This is a genomic window from Streptomyces noursei ATCC 11455, from assembly GCF_001704275.1.
GTDB lineage: Bacteria > Actinomycetota > Actinomycetes > Streptomycetales > Streptomycetaceae > Streptomyces > Streptomyces noursei.
The window spans coordinates 4,620,129-4,637,818 of record NZ_CP011533.1; the positions used below are offsets into that span (position 1 = coordinate 4,620,129).

Here is a 17,690-nt window from a genome sequence, read left to right on the forward strand (position 1 = left end):
CCCCCCGGACGAGCCGGACGGCCCTGCACCGGCCGGCCGGCTCGCCATCCGTTCGCTACGAGTTCGGTCTCGATCACTGGGGGGATGGTGTGCCATGACGCCCGACCCGCCCCGGCCCGAGTCCGCGGCGTCCCCGCCGGACCCCCGCCCCGACGGCCCGTGGGTGCGCACCAGTGAGCTGCGCCCCCTGCTGGCCGCCATGAACGCCCTACGGGACGGCGACTTCGCAGCCCGGACCGGACACGCCCCGGGCGATCCCCCGGCCGACGGCGTGCTGGCCGACATGACCGACGTCTTCGCCCAGATCGTCGCCCGCAACGCCCACCTCGCCACCGAACTCCAGCGGCTGCGCCACGAGGTCATCCGCCAGGGCCGGCTGGACGAGCGGATCAGCGCCAGCCCCGGCCAGGGCGGCTGGTCCACCAACGTCGAGGCCGCCAACGCCGTCCTGGAAGCGCTGGTCACCCCGGTCGCCAAGGCCACCCGGGTGCTGGACTCGATCGCCGACGGCGACCTGACCCGCCATGTCGATCTGCACGACGGCAGCCGCCAGCTCCGCGGCGACCTGCGCCGCCTGGGCAGCTGCGTCAACCGCGTGGTCGACCAGCTCTCGCTGTTCACCGGCGAGGTCACCCGGGTCGCCCGCGAGGTCGGCACCGAGGGCCGGCTCGGCGGACGCGCCAAGGTCCAGGACCTCTCCGGCGACTGGCTGCACGTGACCGAGGCGGTCAACACCATGGCGTCCCGGCTGACCGCCCAGGTCCGGGACATCGCCGTGGTGACCACCGCGGTGGCCCGCGGCGACCTCACCCAGCAGGTGACCGTCGAGGCCACCGGCGAGCTGCTGGAACTCAAGCTCACCGTGAACACCATGGTCGACCAGCTGCGGGCGTTCGCCGACGAGGTCACCCGGGTCGCCCGCGAGGTCGGCACGGAAGGCCGGCTCGGCGGACGCGCCCAGGTCCGCGGCGTCTCCGGCGTCTGGAAGGACCTCACCGACAACGTCAACTCCATGGCGTCCAACCTGACCTGGCAGGTCCGCAACATCGCCCAGGTCACCACCGCCGTCGCCAACGGCGACCTCAGCCAGAAGATCACCGTGGACGCCCGCGGCGAGATCCTGGAACTCAAGTCGACGATCAACACCATGGTCGACCAGCTCTCCGCCTTCGCCGACGAGGTCACCCGGGTCGCCCGCGAGGTCGGCACCGAGGGCCAGCTCGGCGGACGCGCCCAGGTCCGCGGCGTCTCCGGCGTCTGGAAGGACCTCACCGAGAGCGTCAACTTCATGGCGGACAACCTCACCACCCAGGTCCGCAACATCGCCCTGGTCGCCACCGCCGTCGCCGAGGGCGACCTCGGCAGGAAGATCACCGTCGAGGCGAAGGGCGAGATCCTGGAACTCAAGTCGACGATCAACACCATGGTCGACCAGCTCTCCGCCTTCGCCGACGAGGTCACCCGGGTCGCCCGCGAGGTCGGCACCGAGGGCAACCTCGGCGGTCAGGCGCAGGTCCGGGGCGCCTCCGGGGTCTGGAAGGAGCTCACCGACAACGTCAACTTCATGGCGCTGAACCTCACTTCGCAGGTCCGCAACATCGCCCAGGTGACCACCGCCGTCGCCAACGGCGACCTGACCAAGAAGATCGACGTGGACGCCCGCGGCGAGATCCTGGAGCTGAAGGACACCGTGAACACCATGGTGAAGCAGCTGCGGGCGTTCGCCGACGAGGTCACCCGGGTCGCCCGCGAGGTCGGCACCGAGGGCCGGCTCGGCGGACGCGCCCAGGTCCACGGCGTCTCCGGCGTCTGGAAGAACCTCACCGACAACGTCAACTCCATGGCGGACAACCTCACCTCCCAGGTCCGCAACATCGCCGAGGTGGCGACGTCGGTGGCCCGCGGCGACCTCTCCAAGAAGATCGACGTGGACGCCCGCGGCGAGATCCTGGAACTCAAGACCACCATCAACACCATGGTCGACACCCTGTCCTCGTTCGCCTCCGAGGTGACCCGGGTGGCCCGCGAGGTCGGCAGCGAGGGCCAGCTCGGCGGCCAGGCCCGGGTCGAGGGCGTCTACGGCACCTGGAAGCAGCTCACCACCAGCGTCAACGAGCTGGCGCTCAACCTCACCACCCAGGTGCGGGCGATCGCCGAGGTGACCGACGCGGTCACCCAGGGCGACATGTCCGGCTCGATCACCGTCGACGCCCGGGGCGAGGTCGCCGCCCTGAAGAACAACATCAACCTCATGGTCGCCAACCTCCGCGAGACCACCCGCGCCAAGGACTGGCTGGAGTCCAACCTGACCCGCATCGCCGGCCTGATGCAGGGCCACCGCGACCTGGTCGAAGTCGCCGACCTGATCCTGCGCGAGCTGACCCCGCTGGTGAACGCGCAGTTCGGCGCGTTCTTCCTGGCCGAGGCGGGCGCCCTGCCGGGCGAGGGCCTGGAGCTGATCGCCGGCTACGGCACCGGCCACCCCGAGGGCCGCAGGTCACTGCCCCGGATGCGGATGGGCACCCCCGGCTGGGGCCTGATCACCCAGGCCGCGACGGAGAAGAAGCGGATCCTCGTCGAGAACGTCCCCGCCGACTACCTCACCATCAGCTCCGGACTCGGCGCCGCCGCCCCCGCCAGCGTCGTCATCCTGCCGATCCTCTTCGAGGACCAGGTGCTCGGCGTGATCGAACTGGCCTCCTTCAGCCGCTTCAGCGATGTCCACCTCGCCTTCATCGACCAGTTCGTCAACACCATCGGCGTCTCCGTCAACACCATCATCGCCAACTCCCGCACCGAATCGCTGCTCTCGGAGTCCCAGCGGCTGACCGCCGAACTCCGCCAGCGCTCCGACGAGCTCCAACTCACCAACGCCGAGCTGGAGGAGAAGGCCGCACTCCTCGCCACCTCCTCGCAGTACAAGTCCGAGTTCCTGGCCAACATGTCGCACGAGCTGCGGACCCCCCTCAACTCCCTGCTCGTCCTCTCCCGCCTGCTCGCGGACAACCCCGAGAGCCACCTCAGCCCGCAGGAGGTGGAATTCGCCGTCACCATCCACCGCGCCGGCTCCGACCTGCTCCAACTCATCAACGACATCCTCGACCTGTCGAAGATCGAGGCCGGGCGGATGGACGTCCACCCCAAGTCCCTGCCGCTGAAGAAACTCCTCGACTACGTCCGCGCCACCTTCCGCCCGCTCACCGTCGACCGCGGCCTCAGCTTCGACGTCCGGGTCGGCGACGACGTCCCCGAGGAGCTCTTCTCCGACGAACAGCGCCTCCAGCAGATCCTGCGCAACCTGCTGTCCAACGCGGTGAAGTTCACCTCCACCGGCGGCGTGGAGCTCATCGTCGAACGCGTCCCCGGCGACCAGTGCGACCGGTTCCAGGAGGAGACCCTGCGCACCGCCGACACCGTCCTCGCCCTCTCCGTCAAGGACACCGGCATCGGCATCCCCCCGCAGAAACTCGACGGGATCTTCGAGGCGTTCCAGCAGTCCGACGGCACCACCAGCCGCAAATACGGCGGCACCGGCCTCGGCCTGTCCATCAGCCGCGACATGGCCGCCCTGCTCGGCGGACGCATCAAGGCCGAGAGCCAGGTGGACGTCGGCTCCACCTTCACCCTCTACGTCCCCGCCCGCTACACCGGACCGTCCACCGCACCGGCCACCGGCCTGTCGGCCCGCCCCGACGAGACCGCGGAGGCCCTCCTGAGCGACGGCAGCGGCCCCGCCGCCCCCGCCCTCCCCACCGTCCCCGACGGCACCCACCCGGCACCCGTCGCCGCTCCGCCCCCCTCCGACACCTTCCCGAGCCAGGAGGGCCTCGCCCCGCGTTCCGCCCTCCGCCCCGGCGACGGCGGCGACGTCACCTGGCCCGAGGCCACCCGCCTGAAGGACTGGCTCGGCGGACGCCCCGGACGCGTGCTCGCCAACCGGCGGATCCTGATCGTGGACGACGACATCCGCAACGTCTTCGCGCTCACCCACGTCCTCGGCCGGGTCGGCATCAAGGTCAAGTACGCCGAGGACGGCCGCGAGGGCCTAGAGGTCCTCGACCGGACCCCCGATGTCTCCCTCGTCCTGATGGACATCATGATGCCGGGGATGGACGGCTACGAGATGATCCGGGCCATCCGCAGCACCCCCCGCTTCGCCGCCCTCCCGATCGTCGCCCTCACCGCCAAGGCCATGCCCGGCGACCGGGAGAAGGCCATCGACAGCGGCGCCGACGACTACATCCCCAAACCGGTCGACGTGGACCGCCTGTTGTCGGTCATCTGCGGCCTGCTCGACCCGAAGATCAGGCCACCGGCCGAAGCCGACCTCCCCGGGACCCCGCTCCCGGCCGACGCACCGGCCCCGGACCCGACCGCCGAACCGGCCGCCGACCCTCCGCACCCCACCTCCGACGAGGGAAGGGAAGGGCCGCAGTCATGACACCGACCGCACCCGACACCGCGCCGATCCTCATCGTCGACGACATGGAGGAGAACCTCGTCGCCCTCGAAGCGGTCCTCAGCTCCCTCACCTCCAAGGTCGTCCGCGCCCGCTCCGGCGAGGAGGCCCTCAAGGCCATGCTCCGCGAGGAGTTCGCGGTCGTCCTCATCGACGTCCTGATGCCCGGCATGAACGGCTTCGAGACCGCCGCCAACATCAAGGGGCTGGACCAGACGAAGGACGTGCCGATCATCCTGCTCACCGGCGCCTCCGTGGATCCCAACTACGCCTACCGCGGCTACACCGTCGGCGCCGCCGACTTCCTCATCAAGCCCTTCGACCCCTGGCTCCTGCGCACCAAGGTCAACGTCTTCCTCGACCTCTACCGCAAGAACCACCAACTCGCCTCCCAAGCCGACCAGTTGAAGCGCCTGCTGACCGGCCCCAGCTCCACGGAGGCCCCGACGGCACCCACCGAACCCCGTGGCTCCGCCCCGCACGCGTCCGAGGACGCTCCCCCTTCGGCACCGCAACCGTCATCACCCACCGACGACGACGCCACCCTCTCCGACATCGCCAGCCGACTCGCCCAGATCGAACTCCTGCTCCGCGACGCCCGCGACCTCGAATCCACCGGCCTCGCCGACCGGATCGCCGCCCTGGAACAGTCGGTGGAACGTCTGATGGCGGGACGGGAGGCGTAGGGCGCGTGCACCTGTGCGCCTGTGCGCCTGCCCCGACTACGCGTACCGGGGCAGGTCCCGCGTCGAGATCGTCCACTCGGCGATGGTCACGTCCTCCCCGTAGACGAAGTCCTTGCGGACGGCGTACCGCGGGCCGTCCGGGGTCGAGTGGATATCCGTGAAGACGGCGCCGCTGCCGGTACGGGGATCGAAGATCGCGTAGACCGGGATGCCCATCAGGGGGTAGTCGCGGACCTTGCCCACCCAGTCGTTGTCGGGGTTGGAGCGGGAGACGACTTCGATGGCGGCGACGAGGGTGCGGGGGTCGATGGAGCCGTCACACTCCATGTCCGACTCGGCGATCACCATGATCTCCGGACACCGCAGAACGCCGATCTCCTCGTCCTCGACGTCCGGCGTACCCGAGTGGACCGCCAGGCGTTCCGGCGTCAGCTTCTCCAACAGCCGCCTGATCCGGGCAACCGTCAATTCGTGCCGCCCCAACGGCGTCGGCACGTCGTGGACGATGCCTTCCCTCGTGATCTCCAGCTTGCCCGGGATGCATTTCTGCGAGCTCTCGACTAACGCCCGCAGAGCTCGATACCCACGGCACCTCACTCCACTCATCAGGTCACACCCCGCTCGGGAGGCGGGCCCAGCCGTTGCCCATCCTGGCGACAGTCCCGACAGAGTCCCGCTTCTCTGGCTCTGAAGGCCCGTTCGCAGCCGTCGCAGGTCTGGAATGGGGCAAGGCCGGGGGCCGTGGGCTCCGGAGGCGGTGGCGTCTCGGGGAGGGGCGGCGGCAGCAGGGCCGTGAGGCGGTGCGCGATCAGGCCCGCTGAATTCCGGACGGGGTCCGGGAGATCCGTGCTCAGCGCTCTTCGGACGGCCTCCGGGGCCACCCCGCGTTCCAGCCAGGCGGCGACGCCCGGAGCGAGGCGGTCGATGTCCCGTACGGGGAGGAGAAGGCGGGCGTCGTCCCGTCGCAGGTTGGCGAGGAGCGCGGTGGCGGTGGTGAGGTGCTGGGCGGAGCGGGAGCGGGGCAGAGGCGGCCGGGCCGCCGGTGGGCGCCGTGGGGCCTCGGCCCGAGGTGGGGTCGGGGGCGAGGGCGGCGGCGAGGGCGGGGGCGGCGGCGGGGGCGGCGGGGGCGGCGGTGAGGCCGGTTTCCGTTCCGGTGCGGGCTTCGGGCGCGCCGCCCGCTCGACCGGCTTCGCCTCCCCGGCCAGCCGTTCCTTCGTCGCCGCCGGGTTGTTGTAGCTGATCGTCACGGTCACCATCCGCCCGTCCTCCAGGCGCTTGGCGACGCGCTTGAGGTACCCGTGCTTCTCCAGTTCCCGCAGGCCGGCGGCGATCCGCTGCCGTCCCTCCGGGAACCTGTTCGCCAACGTACGGATGTCGACCCGCGAGCCCTCGGGCAGGGAGAGGATGTGCACGCCGAGACCGATCGCCGTCATGGACAACTCACGGTGCTGGGCGAGGTGATCGCCGATGATCGTGTAGCCGGGACGCTGGAACTCCACGACTTTTTGCACACCTACGGGGGATCGGCGATCCGTGTACGAAGGGCACTGGTGCGCATTAAACTGCTTCATAGCCATCGGGAAGGTTTGGCTTCCTAGGTGGTTAGGCCCTCGACCGGGATGCCAGTCCCGCCGGGGGCCCATTGCTTGTTCGGGGTTGCTCGTCGCCGAGCCTGCACCGCGACGCCGCCGGAAATCCAGCCCAGAGCCACTGGATCACCCCACCGGGTGACACGGGTGTGCGAACCCGGGCGGTTCGGTTCGGTTGGTGGGTTATTCCCCTGCAGTTATGAGTTGTTGGAGCAGCCCGCCTCACCGGAGCCCGGTTCCCCGGCTCCCGGTCGGTCCCACATCGGCAGATCGAATTCCGCCCACACGGTCTTGCACGGGAACGGCCCCCGGACCGTGCCCCAGCGGTGCGCGAGCGCGCCGACGATGAGCAGCCCGTGGCCCGACTCACCCTCCGCCGGAGCCCGTTGAGCCGGGAGCCGTTCGCCGCGCGCGTCCGTGACGCCGATACAGAGCGTGTCCGCGTCAGCCGCCAACGCGAGGCGGAAATCCCGACCGGGAACGTGTCCGTGCGAGACGGCGTTCGCGGCCAGCTCGGCGATCACCTGGCCTGGCTCCTCGAACGGGAGCCCCCAGGAACGGAGTTGTTCGGTGCCGAGGAGGCGCGCCAGGCGTGCGCCCCGGCGCGTGGCGGACAGCTGGATCCGGAAGAGCAGCTTGGGTTCGGCAATTTGCTGATTCACGTGACTCAGCGTGGTCGCGCACACCTACCCTGAAAAGTAGTGACGCCAATACATTCAGTGATGTCCAGGGACTGGACAGGATGTCTTGGCTGTCCAGGAGGTGGAGGTCATGCAAAGCGACTCATCGGACGACTCAAGTTGGCCGCTTGCTCCAGGTGACGACGACCAGCCGTCGGTCGTGTTGGTAGGACGCCAGCTCAAGCTGTGGCGGACAGCTGCTGGCCTGCGCGTCCCCGACTTTGCCAAGTCCATGGGGTACAGCGCTGACCTGGTCTACAAGATTGAGCGTGGCGCGCGTATCCCGCGCCCGGACTACCTGGACAAGGCGGACAGAGTCCTGAACGCGGGCGGCAAGATCGCCGCGATGGCGGAGGACATGGAGAGCGCCCGGTATCCGAAGAAGGTCAGGGACCTGAAGCGGTGGGAGGACGAAGCGGTCGAGCTCGGCTCCTACGAAAACCACAACCTCCATGGACTGCTGCAAACCGAGGAACACATGCGGGCGCTGTACGAGATGAGGCGGCCCGCCTACACGTCGGAGGAAGTCGATCTCCGGGTGTCCGCCCGCATGACCCGCCGCTCGATCTTCGATCGCACCCCGGCGCCCGCGCTCACCTTCGTCCAGGAAGAGGTGACACTGCGCCGCCCCATCGGGGGGAGAATGGTGCACCAGCGGCAGCTCGAACGGTTGTTGGAGGTGGGCCAGTTGCGGAACGTCGAGATCCAGGTAATGCCGACGAACCGTGATGACCACGCAAGCATGGACGGCCGGATCCAACTGCTGAAGTTCGGGGACGGCTCGATTGTGGGGCACTCGATGAGCCAATACGGCAGCCGTCCGGTCGAGGACCCGAAGCTGATCCAAGTCCTTGAGCTGCGCTATGGGATCATCCGGGCCCAGGCTCTCACGCCCAGGGAGTCTCTGGCCTTCGTCGAGAAACTGCTGGGAGAGACATGAGCCTCAAGCCCTCCATCGGAAACTCCACCGAACTGGCGTGGGTCAAGAGCAGCTACAGCAACAGCAACGAAGACCACGACTGCGTAGAGGTCGCCTGGACCAAGAGCAGCTACAGCGGCCAGGGCAACGGCAACGAGTGCGTCGAGGTCGCATCCACCCCTGACACCATCCACATCCGCGACTCCAAGAACGCCAACGGCCCCCACCTGCACGTCCCCCCGGCCGCCTGGGCCGACTTCGTCGCGTTCACCCGCCGTTAGGCGGCTACGCGGCTCAGGCCCAGGACCGCCAGTTCCGGGTCGTCCCGGAGTTTGGCCAGGGCGCGTGAGACGGCGCTCTTGACCGTGCCGATCGAGACCTCCATGACCTCGGCGGTCTGGGCCTCGCTGAGGTCCTCGTAATACCTGAGGACGACCATCGCGCGCTGCCGGGCCGGCAGCCGCATGATCGCGCGCCACATCGCGTCGCGCAGGCCCTGGAGCTCGGCCGGGTCGGGCGCGGGCGTCGGGTCCGGCTCGGGCAGCTCGTCGCAGGCGAACTCCTCGACCTTGCGCTTGCGCCACTGGGAGGTGCGGGTGTTGATCAGCGCGCGGCGGACGTAGCCGTCCAGCGCGCGGTGGTCCTCGATGCGCTCCCAGGCCACGTACGTCTTGGTGAGCGCGGTCTGGAGGAGGTCCTCGGCGTCGTTGGGGTTCGAGGACAGGGACCGCGCGGCACGCAGCAGAACCGGCCCCCGGGCCCGTACGTAGGACGCGAACGACGGGAACGTCGCGGCCGTCGAGGCGGTTGTGCACGCAGTCGTGGTCATGTGTTCCACGCTAGGAGCGGGGGTGGGGCGCGGGCGTCGGCCCAGGGTGCCGAAGCGGGGTCCCCCTGAAGTTGTACGGATGGCGCCCCCTGCACCTCCTTAGGGGGGAGCGCGCGGGATGCTCCCCTAGGGGCGTACCGGTCGCCGGCCCGGCCGCTCCCCTATCCCTCCCGCCCCAGCACCAACCCCGACGTGGGCACCCCGGTGCCCGCCGTGACCAGGGTGTGGGCGGGGGTGCCGGCCTGGTTGACGCTGGTGCCGCGGAGCTGGCGGACGGCCTCGGCGATGCCGTTCATACCGTGCAGGTACGCCTCGCCGAGCTGGCCGCCGTGGGTGTTGAGGGGGAGCGTGTCGGCGGCGACGAAGTCGGCGGCCGCGCCGCGGTCGCAGAAGCCGAACTCCTCCAGTTGCATGAGGACGAAGGGCGTGAAGTGGTCGTAGAGGATGGCGACGTCGATGTCGGCGGGGGTGAGGCCGGAGGTGCGCCAGAGCTGGCGGGCGACCACGTTCATCTCGGGGAGGCCGGTGAGGTCGTCGCGGTAGAAGCTGGTCATCTGCTCCTGGGCGCGGCCGGCGCCCTGGGCCGCGGCGGTGATCACCGCGGGTGGGTGGGGGAGGTCGCGGGCCCGTTCGGCGGAGGTCACCACGATCGCCTGGGCGCCGTCGGTCTCCTGGCAGCAGTCCAGCAGCCGCAGCGGTTCGACGATCCAGCGGGACGCGGCGTGGTCGGCGAGGGTGATCGGCTTGCCGTGGAAGTACGCGGCCGGGTTGCGGGCGGCGTGCCGGCGGTCGGTGACCGCGACATGGCCGAAGGCGTCCGGGGTCAGGCCGTAGGCGTGCAGGTAGCGCTGGGCGGCCATGGCGACCCAGGAGGCGGGGGTGAGCAGGCCGAAGGGGAGGTTCCAGCCGAGCGCGGTGCCCTCGGCGGAGGGTTCGCGCTGCTGGACGCCGGCGCCGAAGCGGCGGCCGGAGCGCTCGTTGAAGGCGCGGTAGCAGACCACGACGTCGGCGAGGCCGGTGGCGACCGCGAGGGCCGCCTGCTGGACGGTGGCGCAGGCCGCGCCGCCGCCGTAGTGGACGCGGGAGAAGTAGGTCAGCTCGCCGATGCCGGCCGCCTGGGCGACGGTGATCTCCGGGTTGGTGTCCATGGTGAACGTGACCAGGCCGTCCACGTCGTCCGGGGCCAGCCCGGCGTCGGCCAGGGCGGCGTGCACGGCCTCGACGGCGAGCTTGAGTTCGCTGCGGCCGGAGTCCTTGGAGAAATCGGTGGCGCCGATGCCGACGATCGCGGCCCGGCCGCCGAGGGCGTCGGGGCGGTGGCGGGTCATCGGGCGACCGCCGCCAGCTCGACGGTGACGGTGCCGGTGACGTGGTTGCCGAGGCCGTTCGCCCCGACCACCCGCACCTGGACCGTGACGCCGTCGCCGTCGGTGCCGCCGCCGGTGTCCACGTCGGTGATCGTGCCGCGCAACACCATGGTGTCTCCCGGGTAGTTGGGCGCGCCGAGGCGGATGGCGACCTTGCGCAGGACGGAGTGCGGGCCGAAGTGGTCGGTGAGGTAGCGGCCGACCAGGCCATTGGTGGTGAGGATGTTCATGAAGATGTCCGGGGAGCCCTTCTCCCCGGCCGCCTCGGCGTCGTGGTGGACGTCCTGGTAGTCGCGCGAGGCGATGGCCCCGGAGACGATCAGGGTGCGGGTGATCGGGAGGGTGAGGGGCGGGAGCTCCAGGCCCGGGCGGGGCGCGGCGGCCGGGTCCGCGTCCCGGGCGGCGCGGGTCCCGGCGGCGTCGGCGTCGGCTTCGGTGGTCATGCGTGGGGCTCCTTCGTCAGCAACGCGCCCAGTTCTTCGAGGAGTTCGGCGCCGGCGCCCAGGTGGGCGTCGAGCTGCCGGCCCCACAGGAAGTGCCGGTGCACGGGGTGGTCGAGGTCGGCGCCGATGCCGCCGTGCAGATGCTGGCCGGTGTGCACCACCCGCGTGCCAGCCTCGGACGCCCACCAGGCGGCGGTCAGCGCGTGCGGGGCGGCGTCCATGCCGGCGTCCCGGCGCCAGGCCGCCTCGTAGGCGGTGACCCGGATCGCCTCGATGTCCATGTACGCCTCGGCGGCCCGCAGTTGGACGCCCTGGTTGGCGGCGAGCGGCCGGCCGAACTGCTCCCGGGTGGTGGTGTGTGCCACCGCCCGGGCCAGCGCGCCCGCGCACACCCCCGCCTGGAGGCCGGCGAAGGCGATCCGGGCGGTGGCCAGCACCTCGGCGTACGGGTCGTGCGGGGCGGGGCCGTCGGCGGGGTGCGGGGCGGGGCCGTCGAGGGGCTCGGCGGGGGCGTCGCGCAGCGTCAGCCGGCCCGCCGACCAGGGCGCGGTGGTCGCCACCGGCTCGACACCGACCCCGGGATCGCCGACCCGTACGAGCCACAGCCCCCGCCGCGCGTCCGGCACCAGCACCAGCGTGGCCTCGCACAGCCAGGGGACGACGGGCACGGTGCCGGTGAGCCGGCCCGGGGCGCCGGTCGTGGGCGGCCCGGAGGGAACGGGCCGGGGCACGCCGGCCCCCGCCGTCCGCGCGAACGCGCCCGCGGCCACCTCCGTCCCGTCCCGCAGGCCGGGCAGCAGCCGCGCCCGCTGCTCCGCGCTCCCGTACGCGCCGAGGGCCAGCAGCCCGTACACGCAGCTGGCCGCGAACGGCACCTGTGCGGTCGTCCGACCCTGCTCCTCCAGCATCAGGACCAGGCCCAACAGCCCGGTCTCCGCCACCGCGCCCGGCAGCCCGGCCGCGCACAGGGCCTTCCACAGGTCGGCGTCGGCGGACGTGCCGAGGGCGGCCAGCCGCTCCGGCGTGGACAGGTCGCCGAAGATCTCCGCCGCCAGGAGGCTCGCGGCCCGCTGCTCCTCGGTGGGGGTGAAGTCCATGTCAGCGCTCCCCGTCCGCGTCCGGTGCGCCGCCGCCCGCGTCCGGCGCGGCCCGGAAGACCGGCAGCAGCAACTCCTCGTCCGCCTGGAGGAATTCCAGCCGCACCGGCATCCCGATCCGGACCCGGTCGGGCGGCACGCCGATCACGTTGCTGACCATCCGGACCCCCTCGGCCAGTTCGATCAGCCCGACCGCGTACGGCCCGGCCGCGCCTTCGGCGGCACCGGCTCCGGGTGCGGCACCGGCGTCGGCTTCGACTGCGGGCTCGCTGAAGGCCGGGAACGGCGGGTGGTGCATCACCACGTACGAATAGACCGTCCCGGCGCCGCTCGCCTCGACGGTGTCCCAGTCCGCCGAGCCGCAGCCGTTGCACCCGGGCAGCCAGGGGAAACGCAGCGTCCCGCAACCGCCGCAGCGCTGGACGAGCAGTCTGCGGTCGGCCACGCCGGCCCAGAATCCGGCGTTGTCGCGGTTGACCACCGGACGGGGCCGCTTCGGGCGGGGCCGGGACGGACCGCCGCGGCCCGGCCCCCGGCCCCCGGGGCTGTGCCGGGCCGCCGGCGCGTACTTCAGGACCCGGAAGCGGTGCGTCCCGGCCGGCTCCCCGTTCGCCCGGACGTCCATCCGGGTCGTGACGAAGTGGCCGGTGCCCAGCTTGGTGGTCTTGCGCGCCGACACCGACTCGATCACCGCGTCGAAGGTGATCACGTCCCCGGGGCGCAGCGGGCGGAGGTACTCCTGCTCGCAGTCGGTGGCCACGATCGAGGTGTAACCGGCGTCGTCGAGAAGGGCGGACAGCTCGTCGTACGCGCCGCCGCGGCCCCGGTGTCCGGAGAGCCCGCCCATCGTCCACGCCTGGAGCATGGTCGGCGGGGCGACGGCGTCCGGCCCCCGGTAGGCGGGGTGGGCGTCGCCCATCGCCTCGCACCAGTGCCGGATCATCGTCTCGTTGACCGGGTCCTTTCCCACGCCCGCGGTCGACGCCGGGCGGCCCTCGAACGCCTTGAGTGCCCGCTCGTACGAGGCGCCACCGGGCGCTCCGGCGCCCGAGGTCCCGGCGTCCCGTCCGGCGTCCCGCCCCGAGGTCCCTGCATCCCCACTCACCGCTGCCGCCCCCTCCGCATCCCCAGTCGCATCGTGGCCACGATCTCCCTCTGCACCTCGCCGACCCCGCCCCCGAACGTGTTGATCTGGGCGGCGCGGTTCATCCGCTCCAACGCGCCGTCCCCGTGGGCGCCCGGCGAGCCCGCCCGGACGAGCGCGGTGTCGCCGACCACCTCCTGGCACATCCGGTAGACCTCGACCGTGCTCTCCGTCCCGGCGAACTTGACCCCGCTGGCGTCCCCGGGGCTCAGCGTCCCGGCGCCCACGTCCCCGACCAGCCGCCAGTTGAGCAACCGGGTGGCGGCCAGCCGGGCGTGCGCCTCGGCGAGCCGGGCCCGCACCCAGGGCCGGTCGGCGGGCCGCTCCCCGGTCTCCGGGTCCGGCGTACGGGCGTGGGCCAGCGCGGCCTCGTAGGCGTCCTCGGCCTGCATCCCGAGGGCGGCCAACGCGACCCGCTCGTGGTTGAGTTGGTTGGTGATCAGCCCCCAGCCGCCGTTCTCCTCCCCCACGAGGTTCCCGTACGGGACGCGCACCCCGTCGTAGTAGGTCGCGGTGGTCATCAGTCCGCCGACCGTCTCGATGGGGGTCCAGGAGAAGCCGGGCGCATCGGTCGGCACGAGGATGATCGAGATGCCGCGGTGCTTGGGGGCGTCGGGGTCGGTGCGGCAGGCGAGCCAGATCCAGTCGGCCTGGTGGGCGTTGCTGGTGAAGCTCTTGCTGCCGCTGATCAGCCAGTCGGGGCCCTCCGAACCGCCCGCCGGGCCCTCCGCTTTCACCGCTCGCGTCCGTAGCGACGCCAGATCGGTGCCGGCCTCCGGCTCCGTGTAGCCGATCGCGAAGACCAGCTCGCCCGTGAGGATGCGCGGCAGGAAGAAGTCCTTCTGGGCCTGCGTCCCGTACTTCATCAGCGTCGGGCCGACGGTGTTCAGCGTGACCATCGAGACCGGGGCGCCCGCGCGGTACGCCTCGTCGAAGAAGACGAACTGCTCGTCGGGGCCGCGCCCCTGCCCTCCGTAGGCGGTCGGCCAGCCCAGGCCCAACAGGCCGTCGGCGCCGATCCGGCGCAGCACCGCGCGCTGCGCGACCGGGTCCGCGACCGGCCCGTCCGGCAGCACGTCGCGGAAGTACGCACGGAGTTCGGCGCGCAGGCGCCGCTGGCGCGGAGTGGGGGCGAGATGCACGTCGGCGGGCCTTCCTTCGGGTGACGGCCGTACGAACGAGCGAGCGGGTTTCTGACTGTCCGTCAGAAACCCGCTCGCTGTCAAGGTCCGCGCGGTGAACCCCAGAGCGGCCCACTTGTCCGCCGCGCGGCACCTCGTCTCACCCTCCGGTCAACCGCCGCACCCGTGCGCGGCGGACCGACTCACCAGATCTGGTCGAAGTCGACGTCGGGGTTGCTCTGGTCGATCACCGTGACGCCGCTGCCGTTCACACTCGCGGTGTTGTTCCGGTTGGACGCCCCGGGACCGTTGGCGACCTGCTGGCCGGTGGTGGAGTTGCCGTTGTTGATGCCGCCGACGCCGCCCACCTGGCTGGTGGAGGCCGCGCTCGACCCGTTGTTCGCGAAGCCACCGTTGTCGGCCTGCGCCACACCGGCACAGAGCGCCGCGGCGAAGGGCAACGCGAGCGCGACAGCCATGACGCGGGCGGTACGGGTGCTTGCCATGTCTTCCTCCTACGGAACGCAACCTCTGGGTTGTGACCTGCATGGATCCGGTAAGTGGACCCGGTCGCCGGACCGCTCCCGGACCGGACCCGCATTCCCGGGCCCCGCTCCGGATCGCCGGCCCCGACCGGTCCGTAAAGTGCTAACTCCAGCTGCTCACCGGGTAGTTGGCCGACCACCCCGGTTCCTGCCTCGACGTCGCGACCACAGGATTGCCCACCCGGTCCCCGGCGAACCCACGAGGAAAGGTCGGTTCCCCCGCAAGCATGAGAGGCCCCGGGTAAACCCCGACGCCTCCACTCGCACCACCCGCACGCCCCCGCGGACCTCGGACGATGCACCGCGACCCGCTCCCCCAAGGGAAAGTGCGCCCCTCGTCCGCCCGGCGGACCCGGCGCACTTGTGATCTTCGTCGCGCGCCCACGCTCCCCCCCTTCCCTTTCTCGAACATCCGTACGAAAATGAAGCCATGGCCACGCCCCACCGCCATACCGCATTGACCACCGCACACCCGGCGACGCCCGCGTTCCCGCCTGACCCCCCGGCCGACCTCAGGCCCACCCCCCGGCCGGACCCGCCCCCGGCCCGGCTCCTCGCCCCGGCCGACGCCCACCACGCCGCCCTCGCCCACGCCCTGCGCGCCGCCGAGCACGGCTACCCGGTCATCCCCCTGACCCGCACCAAACTCCCCGCGCTGCGCTCCCCGCACCACGACCACCGCGCCCACGGCACCCACCACACCCGCAGCACCCACGACGAACCGGTGGCCCCGCCCTGCCACGGCTCCTGCGGACGCCTCGGCCACGGCGTCCACGACGCCACCACCGACCCGCTCGCCATCCGCCGGATGTTCGCCGCCGCCCCCTGGGCCACCGGCTACGGCATCGCCTGCGGCCGGGCCCCGCACCACCTCGTCGGCATCGACCTCGACACCAAGCACGGCGCGGACGGCCACACCGCCCTGCGCCTGATCGCCGCGGCCCACGGCTTCCCGCTCCCCCCGACGGTCACCGTCCTGACCCCCAGCGGCGGCCGTCACCTCTGGTTCACCGGCCCGCCCGCGCCGCCGGTCCCCAACTCCGCCGGCCGGCTCGCCCCGGGCATCGACGTCCGCGGCGCGGGCGGCTATCTGGTCGGCCCCGGCTCCCTCACCACCCACGGCCGGTACGTCCTCGCGCCGGACGCACCCCGCCGCCCCGCCCCGGCCCCGCCCGCCCTGCTGGCGCTCCTGCTCCCCCCGCTCGGCACCCCGCCCCCGCCTCCGTACGCCACCCCGCGCGGCCACCGTCAGCCGCCCGCCGACGCCCTCCTCCGCTTCGTCCGCGCCTCCCCGAGCGGACAGCGCAACACCCGCCTCTTCTGGGCCGCTTGCCGCGCGTACGAGGCCGGGCTCGGGCCGGAGCTCGCCGAACGCCTGGTCGCCGCGGCCCGCCACACCGGCCTCTCGGAGTCCGAGGCCCGCGCCACCCTCGCCTCGGCATCCCGCCACTGACCCCGGGCCGACCCACTGCCCGGACCCCGAGGAGGGGCCTCTAGACCACCGGCTTGCGCGCCTCGATCAGGAACCGCGTCGTGTGCGCCACAAAGGCGCCCTCCCGCCGGATCCGCCGGTCCAACTCCCTCAGCCGCTCCCGGTATTGCTCGACGGTGAAGCCCGGCACCATCCACACCACCTTCCGCAGGAAGTAGACGACGGCCCCGATGTCGAAGAACTCCGTCCGCAGCGTCTCGTGCCGCAGATCGACGACCTCCAGCCCCGCCGCCTCCGCGTCCCGCCGCGCGTCCTCGGGGTGCCGGGCCCGCCGGACCTCCTCCGGCTGCGGCCCCAGGAAGTACTCCACCAGCTCGAACACGCTGGACGGCCCGACCTGTTGGGAGAGATAGACACCCCCCGGCCGCAGCACCCGGGCGATCTCCGCCCACCACACCGTCACCGGATGCCGACTGGTCACCAGGTCGAACGCGGCGTCCCCGAACGGCAACGGCGGCTCGTCCTCGTCCGCCACCACCACCGCGCCCAACGGATGCAGCAGCGCGGTCGCCCTGGCGACGTTCGGCGGCCAGGACTCCGTCGCCACCATGAGCGGCGGAAGCGCCCCCGCCCCGGCGAGCACCTCGCCACCGCCGGTCTGGATGTCCAGCGCCGCCGACGCCCGCGCCAGCCGCTCCCCCATCAACCGCTGATAGCCCCACGAAGGCCGCTGCTCGGTGGCCCGCCCGTCCAGCCAGGAGAAGTCCCAGCCCGCCACCGACACCGCCTCGGCCTCCGCCACCAGCTCCTCAAAAGAACGCTCCATGCCCCCACCCTCACCGCCCCCGACCCTCCTCGCCAGCCTTTTCTCCCCCACCGCCGCCACCACAGCCCCCGCCCACCAACCGGGTGAAGCCCCCGACACCACCCGCGCCACCCCGCCAGAATCGAACGAGTGAGCGGTATCCTTTCGCTGTGGCTGACAAGCAGAAGACCTACGACTTCCCCCAGGACCTGCGGGAAGCACAGCTGGAGCTGCACCAGGTCCAGTCCGCCCTCGCGGACCTCTACAAGCGCCTTCCGTGGTCGGTCGCCCCCCTCCCCGGCTGGACGCACACCAAGGAGAACGGTCACTTCCACGAGACCGAACGCGCCGAGTCCCCGGGCTGGACCGACGAGGAAAAGGCCCAGGTGGCCGACTTGCGCGCCCGCACCCTCGACCTCGCCGAACGCGTCGTCACCCACGACTTCTGGTCCGCCTGCGACGACGCCCCCGCCGCCCGCTCCGCCCTCAAACACCTCCACGAGCAGGAAGAGGCCGCGGAGGAACACCAGGCCCTCGGCGAATAGCCCCACCGACCACCCCACACGGAAGGGGC

The 17,690-nt window shown here is 71.9% G+C and carries 17 protein-coding genes; 6 read left to right on the plus strand and 11 right to left on the minus strand.

All coding sequences use genetic code 11. The features are described from left to right. The first annotated feature begins 94 nt into the window (after positions 1-94). Positions 95-4,441: a HAMP domain-containing protein gene (locus tag SNOUR_RS19430; RefSeq protein WP_067348849.1), complete on the plus strand. Its 4,347-nt coding sequence runs from the start codon at positions 95-97 to the stop codon at positions 4,439-4,441. Then, a complete protein-coding gene (locus SNOUR_RS19435) occupies positions 4,438-5,145 on the plus strand; it encodes a response regulator (RefSeq protein ID WP_067348852.1) in 708 nt (235 codons plus the stop codon). Before SNOUR_RS19430 ends, SNOUR_RS19435 begins: the two co-directional genes overlap by 4 nt. Before the next feature lie 36 nt (positions 5,146-5,181). Here SNOUR_RS19435 and SNOUR_RS19440 read toward each other — a convergent pair whose 3' ends face one another. From SNOUR_RS19440 to SNOUR_RS19450, 3 genes are all read right to left on the minus strand, one after another. Beyond that, positions 5,182-5,751: a Uma2 family endonuclease gene (locus SNOUR_RS19440; protein ID WP_067348855.1), complete on the minus strand. Its 570-nt coding sequence runs from the start codon at positions 5,749-5,751 to the stop codon at positions 5,182-5,184. Then, positions 5,751-6,644: a helix-turn-helix domain-containing protein gene (locus tag SNOUR_RS46235; RefSeq protein ID WP_067348856.1), complete on the minus strand. Its 894-nt coding sequence runs from the start codon at positions 6,642-6,644 to the stop codon at positions 5,751-5,753. The genes SNOUR_RS19440 and SNOUR_RS46235 overlap by 1 nt, the downstream gene beginning before the upstream one ends. 287 nt (positions 6,645-6,931) lie before the next feature. Next, the gene (locus SNOUR_RS19450) at positions 6,932-7,396 is read right to left on the minus strand and encodes an ATP-binding protein (RefSeq protein ID WP_067348859.1); all 465 of its coding nucleotides are present in this window, start codon (positions 7,394-7,396) and stop codon (positions 6,932-6,934) included. Positions 7,397-7,481: 85 nt separating this feature from the next. On the opposite strand from SNOUR_RS19450, the gene SNOUR_RS19455 reads away from it, so the two are divergent. After that, positions 7,482-8,354 (plus strand): helix-turn-helix domain-containing protein, encoded by an 873-nt coding sequence (locus SNOUR_RS19455; RefSeq protein WP_376738531.1) that lies wholly within the window; start codon positions 7,482-7,484, stop codon positions 8,352-8,354. Beyond that, positions 8,351-8,614 carry a DUF397 domain-containing protein gene (locus tag SNOUR_RS19460; protein ID WP_067348862.1) on the plus strand — a complete coding sequence of 88 codons (264 nt, stop codon included), beginning with the start codon at positions 8,351-8,353 and terminating at the stop codon, positions 8,612-8,614. Before SNOUR_RS19455 ends, SNOUR_RS19460 begins: the two co-directional genes overlap by 4 nt. Here SNOUR_RS19460 and SNOUR_RS19465 read toward each other — a convergent pair. The 7 genes from SNOUR_RS19465 to SNOUR_RS19495 all read right to left on the minus strand — a co-directional run bounded on the left by SNOUR_RS19465 (position 8,611) and on the right by SNOUR_RS19495 (position 14,840). Beyond that, complete coding sequence (locus SNOUR_RS19465; RefSeq protein WP_067348865.1) at positions 8,611-9,162, minus strand: SigE family RNA polymerase sigma factor; 552 nt, start codon at positions 9,160-9,162, stop codon at positions 8,611-8,613. The genes SNOUR_RS19460 and SNOUR_RS19465 overlap by 4 nt on opposite strands. 161 nt (positions 9,163-9,323) lie before the next feature. Beyond that, the gene (locus SNOUR_RS19470) at positions 9,324-10,490 is read right to left on the minus strand and encodes a lipid-transfer protein (RefSeq protein WP_067348867.1); all 1,167 of its coding nucleotides are present in this window, start codon (positions 10,488-10,490) and stop codon (positions 9,324-9,326) included. Continuing rightward, the gene (locus SNOUR_RS19475; protein WP_107407304.1) at positions 10,487-10,972 is read right to left on the minus strand and encodes a hotdog family protein; all 486 of its coding nucleotides are present in this window, start codon (positions 10,970-10,972) and stop codon (positions 10,487-10,489) included. Before SNOUR_RS19475 ends, SNOUR_RS19470 begins: the two co-directional genes overlap by 4 nt. Further along, positions 10,969-12,069 (minus strand): acyl-CoA dehydrogenase family protein, encoded by a 1,101-nt coding sequence (locus tag SNOUR_RS19480; RefSeq protein WP_067348870.1) that lies wholly within the window; start codon positions 12,067-12,069, stop codon positions 10,969-10,971. The genes SNOUR_RS19475 and SNOUR_RS19480 overlap by 4 nt, the downstream gene beginning before the upstream one ends. A 1-nt stretch (position 12,070) precedes the next feature. Beyond that, positions 12,071-13,174 carry a bifunctional MaoC family dehydratase N-terminal/OB-fold nucleic acid binding domain-containing protein gene (locus SNOUR_RS19485; protein WP_079142779.1) on the minus strand — a complete coding sequence of 368 codons (1,104 nt, stop codon included), beginning with the start codon at positions 13,172-13,174 and terminating at the stop codon, positions 12,071-12,073. Further along, positions 13,171-14,355, minus strand: coding sequence for an acyl-CoA dehydrogenase family protein (locus SNOUR_RS19490; RefSeq protein WP_067348872.1), 1,185 nt, complete (start codon positions 14,353-14,355; stop codon positions 13,171-13,173). Before SNOUR_RS19490 ends, SNOUR_RS19485 begins: the two co-directional genes overlap by 4 nt. Positions 14,356-14,537: 182 nt before the next feature. Continuing rightward, positions 14,538-14,840 carry a hypothetical protein gene (locus tag SNOUR_RS19495; RefSeq protein ID WP_067348874.1) on the minus strand — a complete coding sequence of 101 codons (303 nt, stop codon included), beginning with the start codon at positions 14,838-14,840 and terminating at the stop codon, positions 14,538-14,540. A 469-nt stretch (positions 14,841-15,309) separates the two neighbouring features. On the opposite strand from SNOUR_RS19495, the gene SNOUR_RS19500 reads away from it, so the two are divergent. Next, the gene (locus SNOUR_RS19500) at positions 15,310-16,332 is read left to right on the plus strand and encodes a bifunctional DNA primase/polymerase (RefSeq protein ID WP_079142780.1); all 1,023 of its coding nucleotides are present in this window, start codon (positions 15,310-15,312) and stop codon (positions 16,330-16,332) included. 40 nt (positions 16,333-16,372) lie between these two features. On the opposite strand, the gene SNOUR_RS19505 is transcribed toward SNOUR_RS19500, so the two are convergent. Next, positions 16,373-17,137 carry a class I SAM-dependent methyltransferase gene (locus SNOUR_RS19505; protein ID WP_067348877.1) on the minus strand — a complete coding sequence of 255 codons (765 nt, stop codon included), beginning with the start codon at positions 17,135-17,137 and terminating at the stop codon, positions 16,373-16,375. Positions 17,138-17,286: 149 nt separating this feature from the next. On the opposite strand from SNOUR_RS19505, the gene SNOUR_RS19510 reads away from it, so the two are divergent. Next, positions 17,287-17,661, plus strand: a complete 375-nt coding sequence (locus SNOUR_RS19510; RefSeq protein WP_067348879.1) for a DUF8825 domain-containing protein — start codon at positions 17,287-17,289, stop codon at positions 17,659-17,661. Positions 17,662-17,690: the final 29 nt, after the last annotated feature.

What these genes read in the sequence shown, in the direction of transcription:
- SNOUR_RS19430 (WP_067348849.1), top strand. Translation starts at nt 95, where the DNA reads ATGACGCCCGACCCGCCCCGGCCCGAGTCCGCGGCGTCCCCGCCGGAC.
- SNOUR_RS19435 (WP_067348852.1), top strand. Translation starts at nt 4,438, where the DNA reads ATGACACCGACCGCACCCGACACCGCGCCGATCCTCATCGTCGACGAC.
- SNOUR_RS19440 (WP_067348855.1), bottom strand. Translation starts at nt 5,751, where the DNA reads ATGAGTGGAGTGAGGTGCCGTGGGTATCGAGCTCTGCGGGCGTTAGTC.
- SNOUR_RS19460 (WP_067348862.1), top strand. Translation starts at nt 8,351, where the DNA reads ATGAGCCTCAAGCCCTCCATCGGAAACTCCACCGAACTGGCGTGGGTC.
- SNOUR_RS19465 (WP_067348865.1), bottom strand. Translation starts at nt 9,162, where the DNA reads ATGACCACGACTGCGTGCACAACCGCCTCGACGGCCGCGACGTTCCCG.
- SNOUR_RS19470 (WP_067348867.1), bottom strand. Translation starts at nt 10,490, where the DNA reads ATGACCCGCCACCGCCCCGACGCCCTCGGCGGCCGGGCCGCGATCGTC.
- SNOUR_RS19475 (WP_107407304.1), bottom strand. Translation starts at nt 10,972, where the DNA reads ATGACCACCGAAGCCGACGCCGACGCCGCCGGGACCCGCGCCGCCCGG.
- SNOUR_RS19480 (WP_067348870.1), bottom strand. Translation starts at nt 12,069, where the DNA reads ATGGACTTCACCCCCACCGAGGAGCAGCGGGCCGCGAGCCTCCTGGCG.
- SNOUR_RS19495 (WP_067348874.1), bottom strand. Translation starts at nt 14,840, where the DNA reads ATGGCAAGCACCCGTACCGCCCGCGTCATGGCTGTCGCGCTCGCGTTG.
- SNOUR_RS19500 (WP_079142780.1), top strand. Translation starts at nt 15,310, where the DNA reads ATGGCCACGCCCCACCGCCATACCGCATTGACCACCGCACACCCGGCG.
- SNOUR_RS19505 (WP_067348877.1), bottom strand. Translation starts at nt 17,137, where the DNA reads ATGGAGCGTTCTTTTGAGGAGCTGGTGGCGGAGGCCGAGGCGGTGTCG.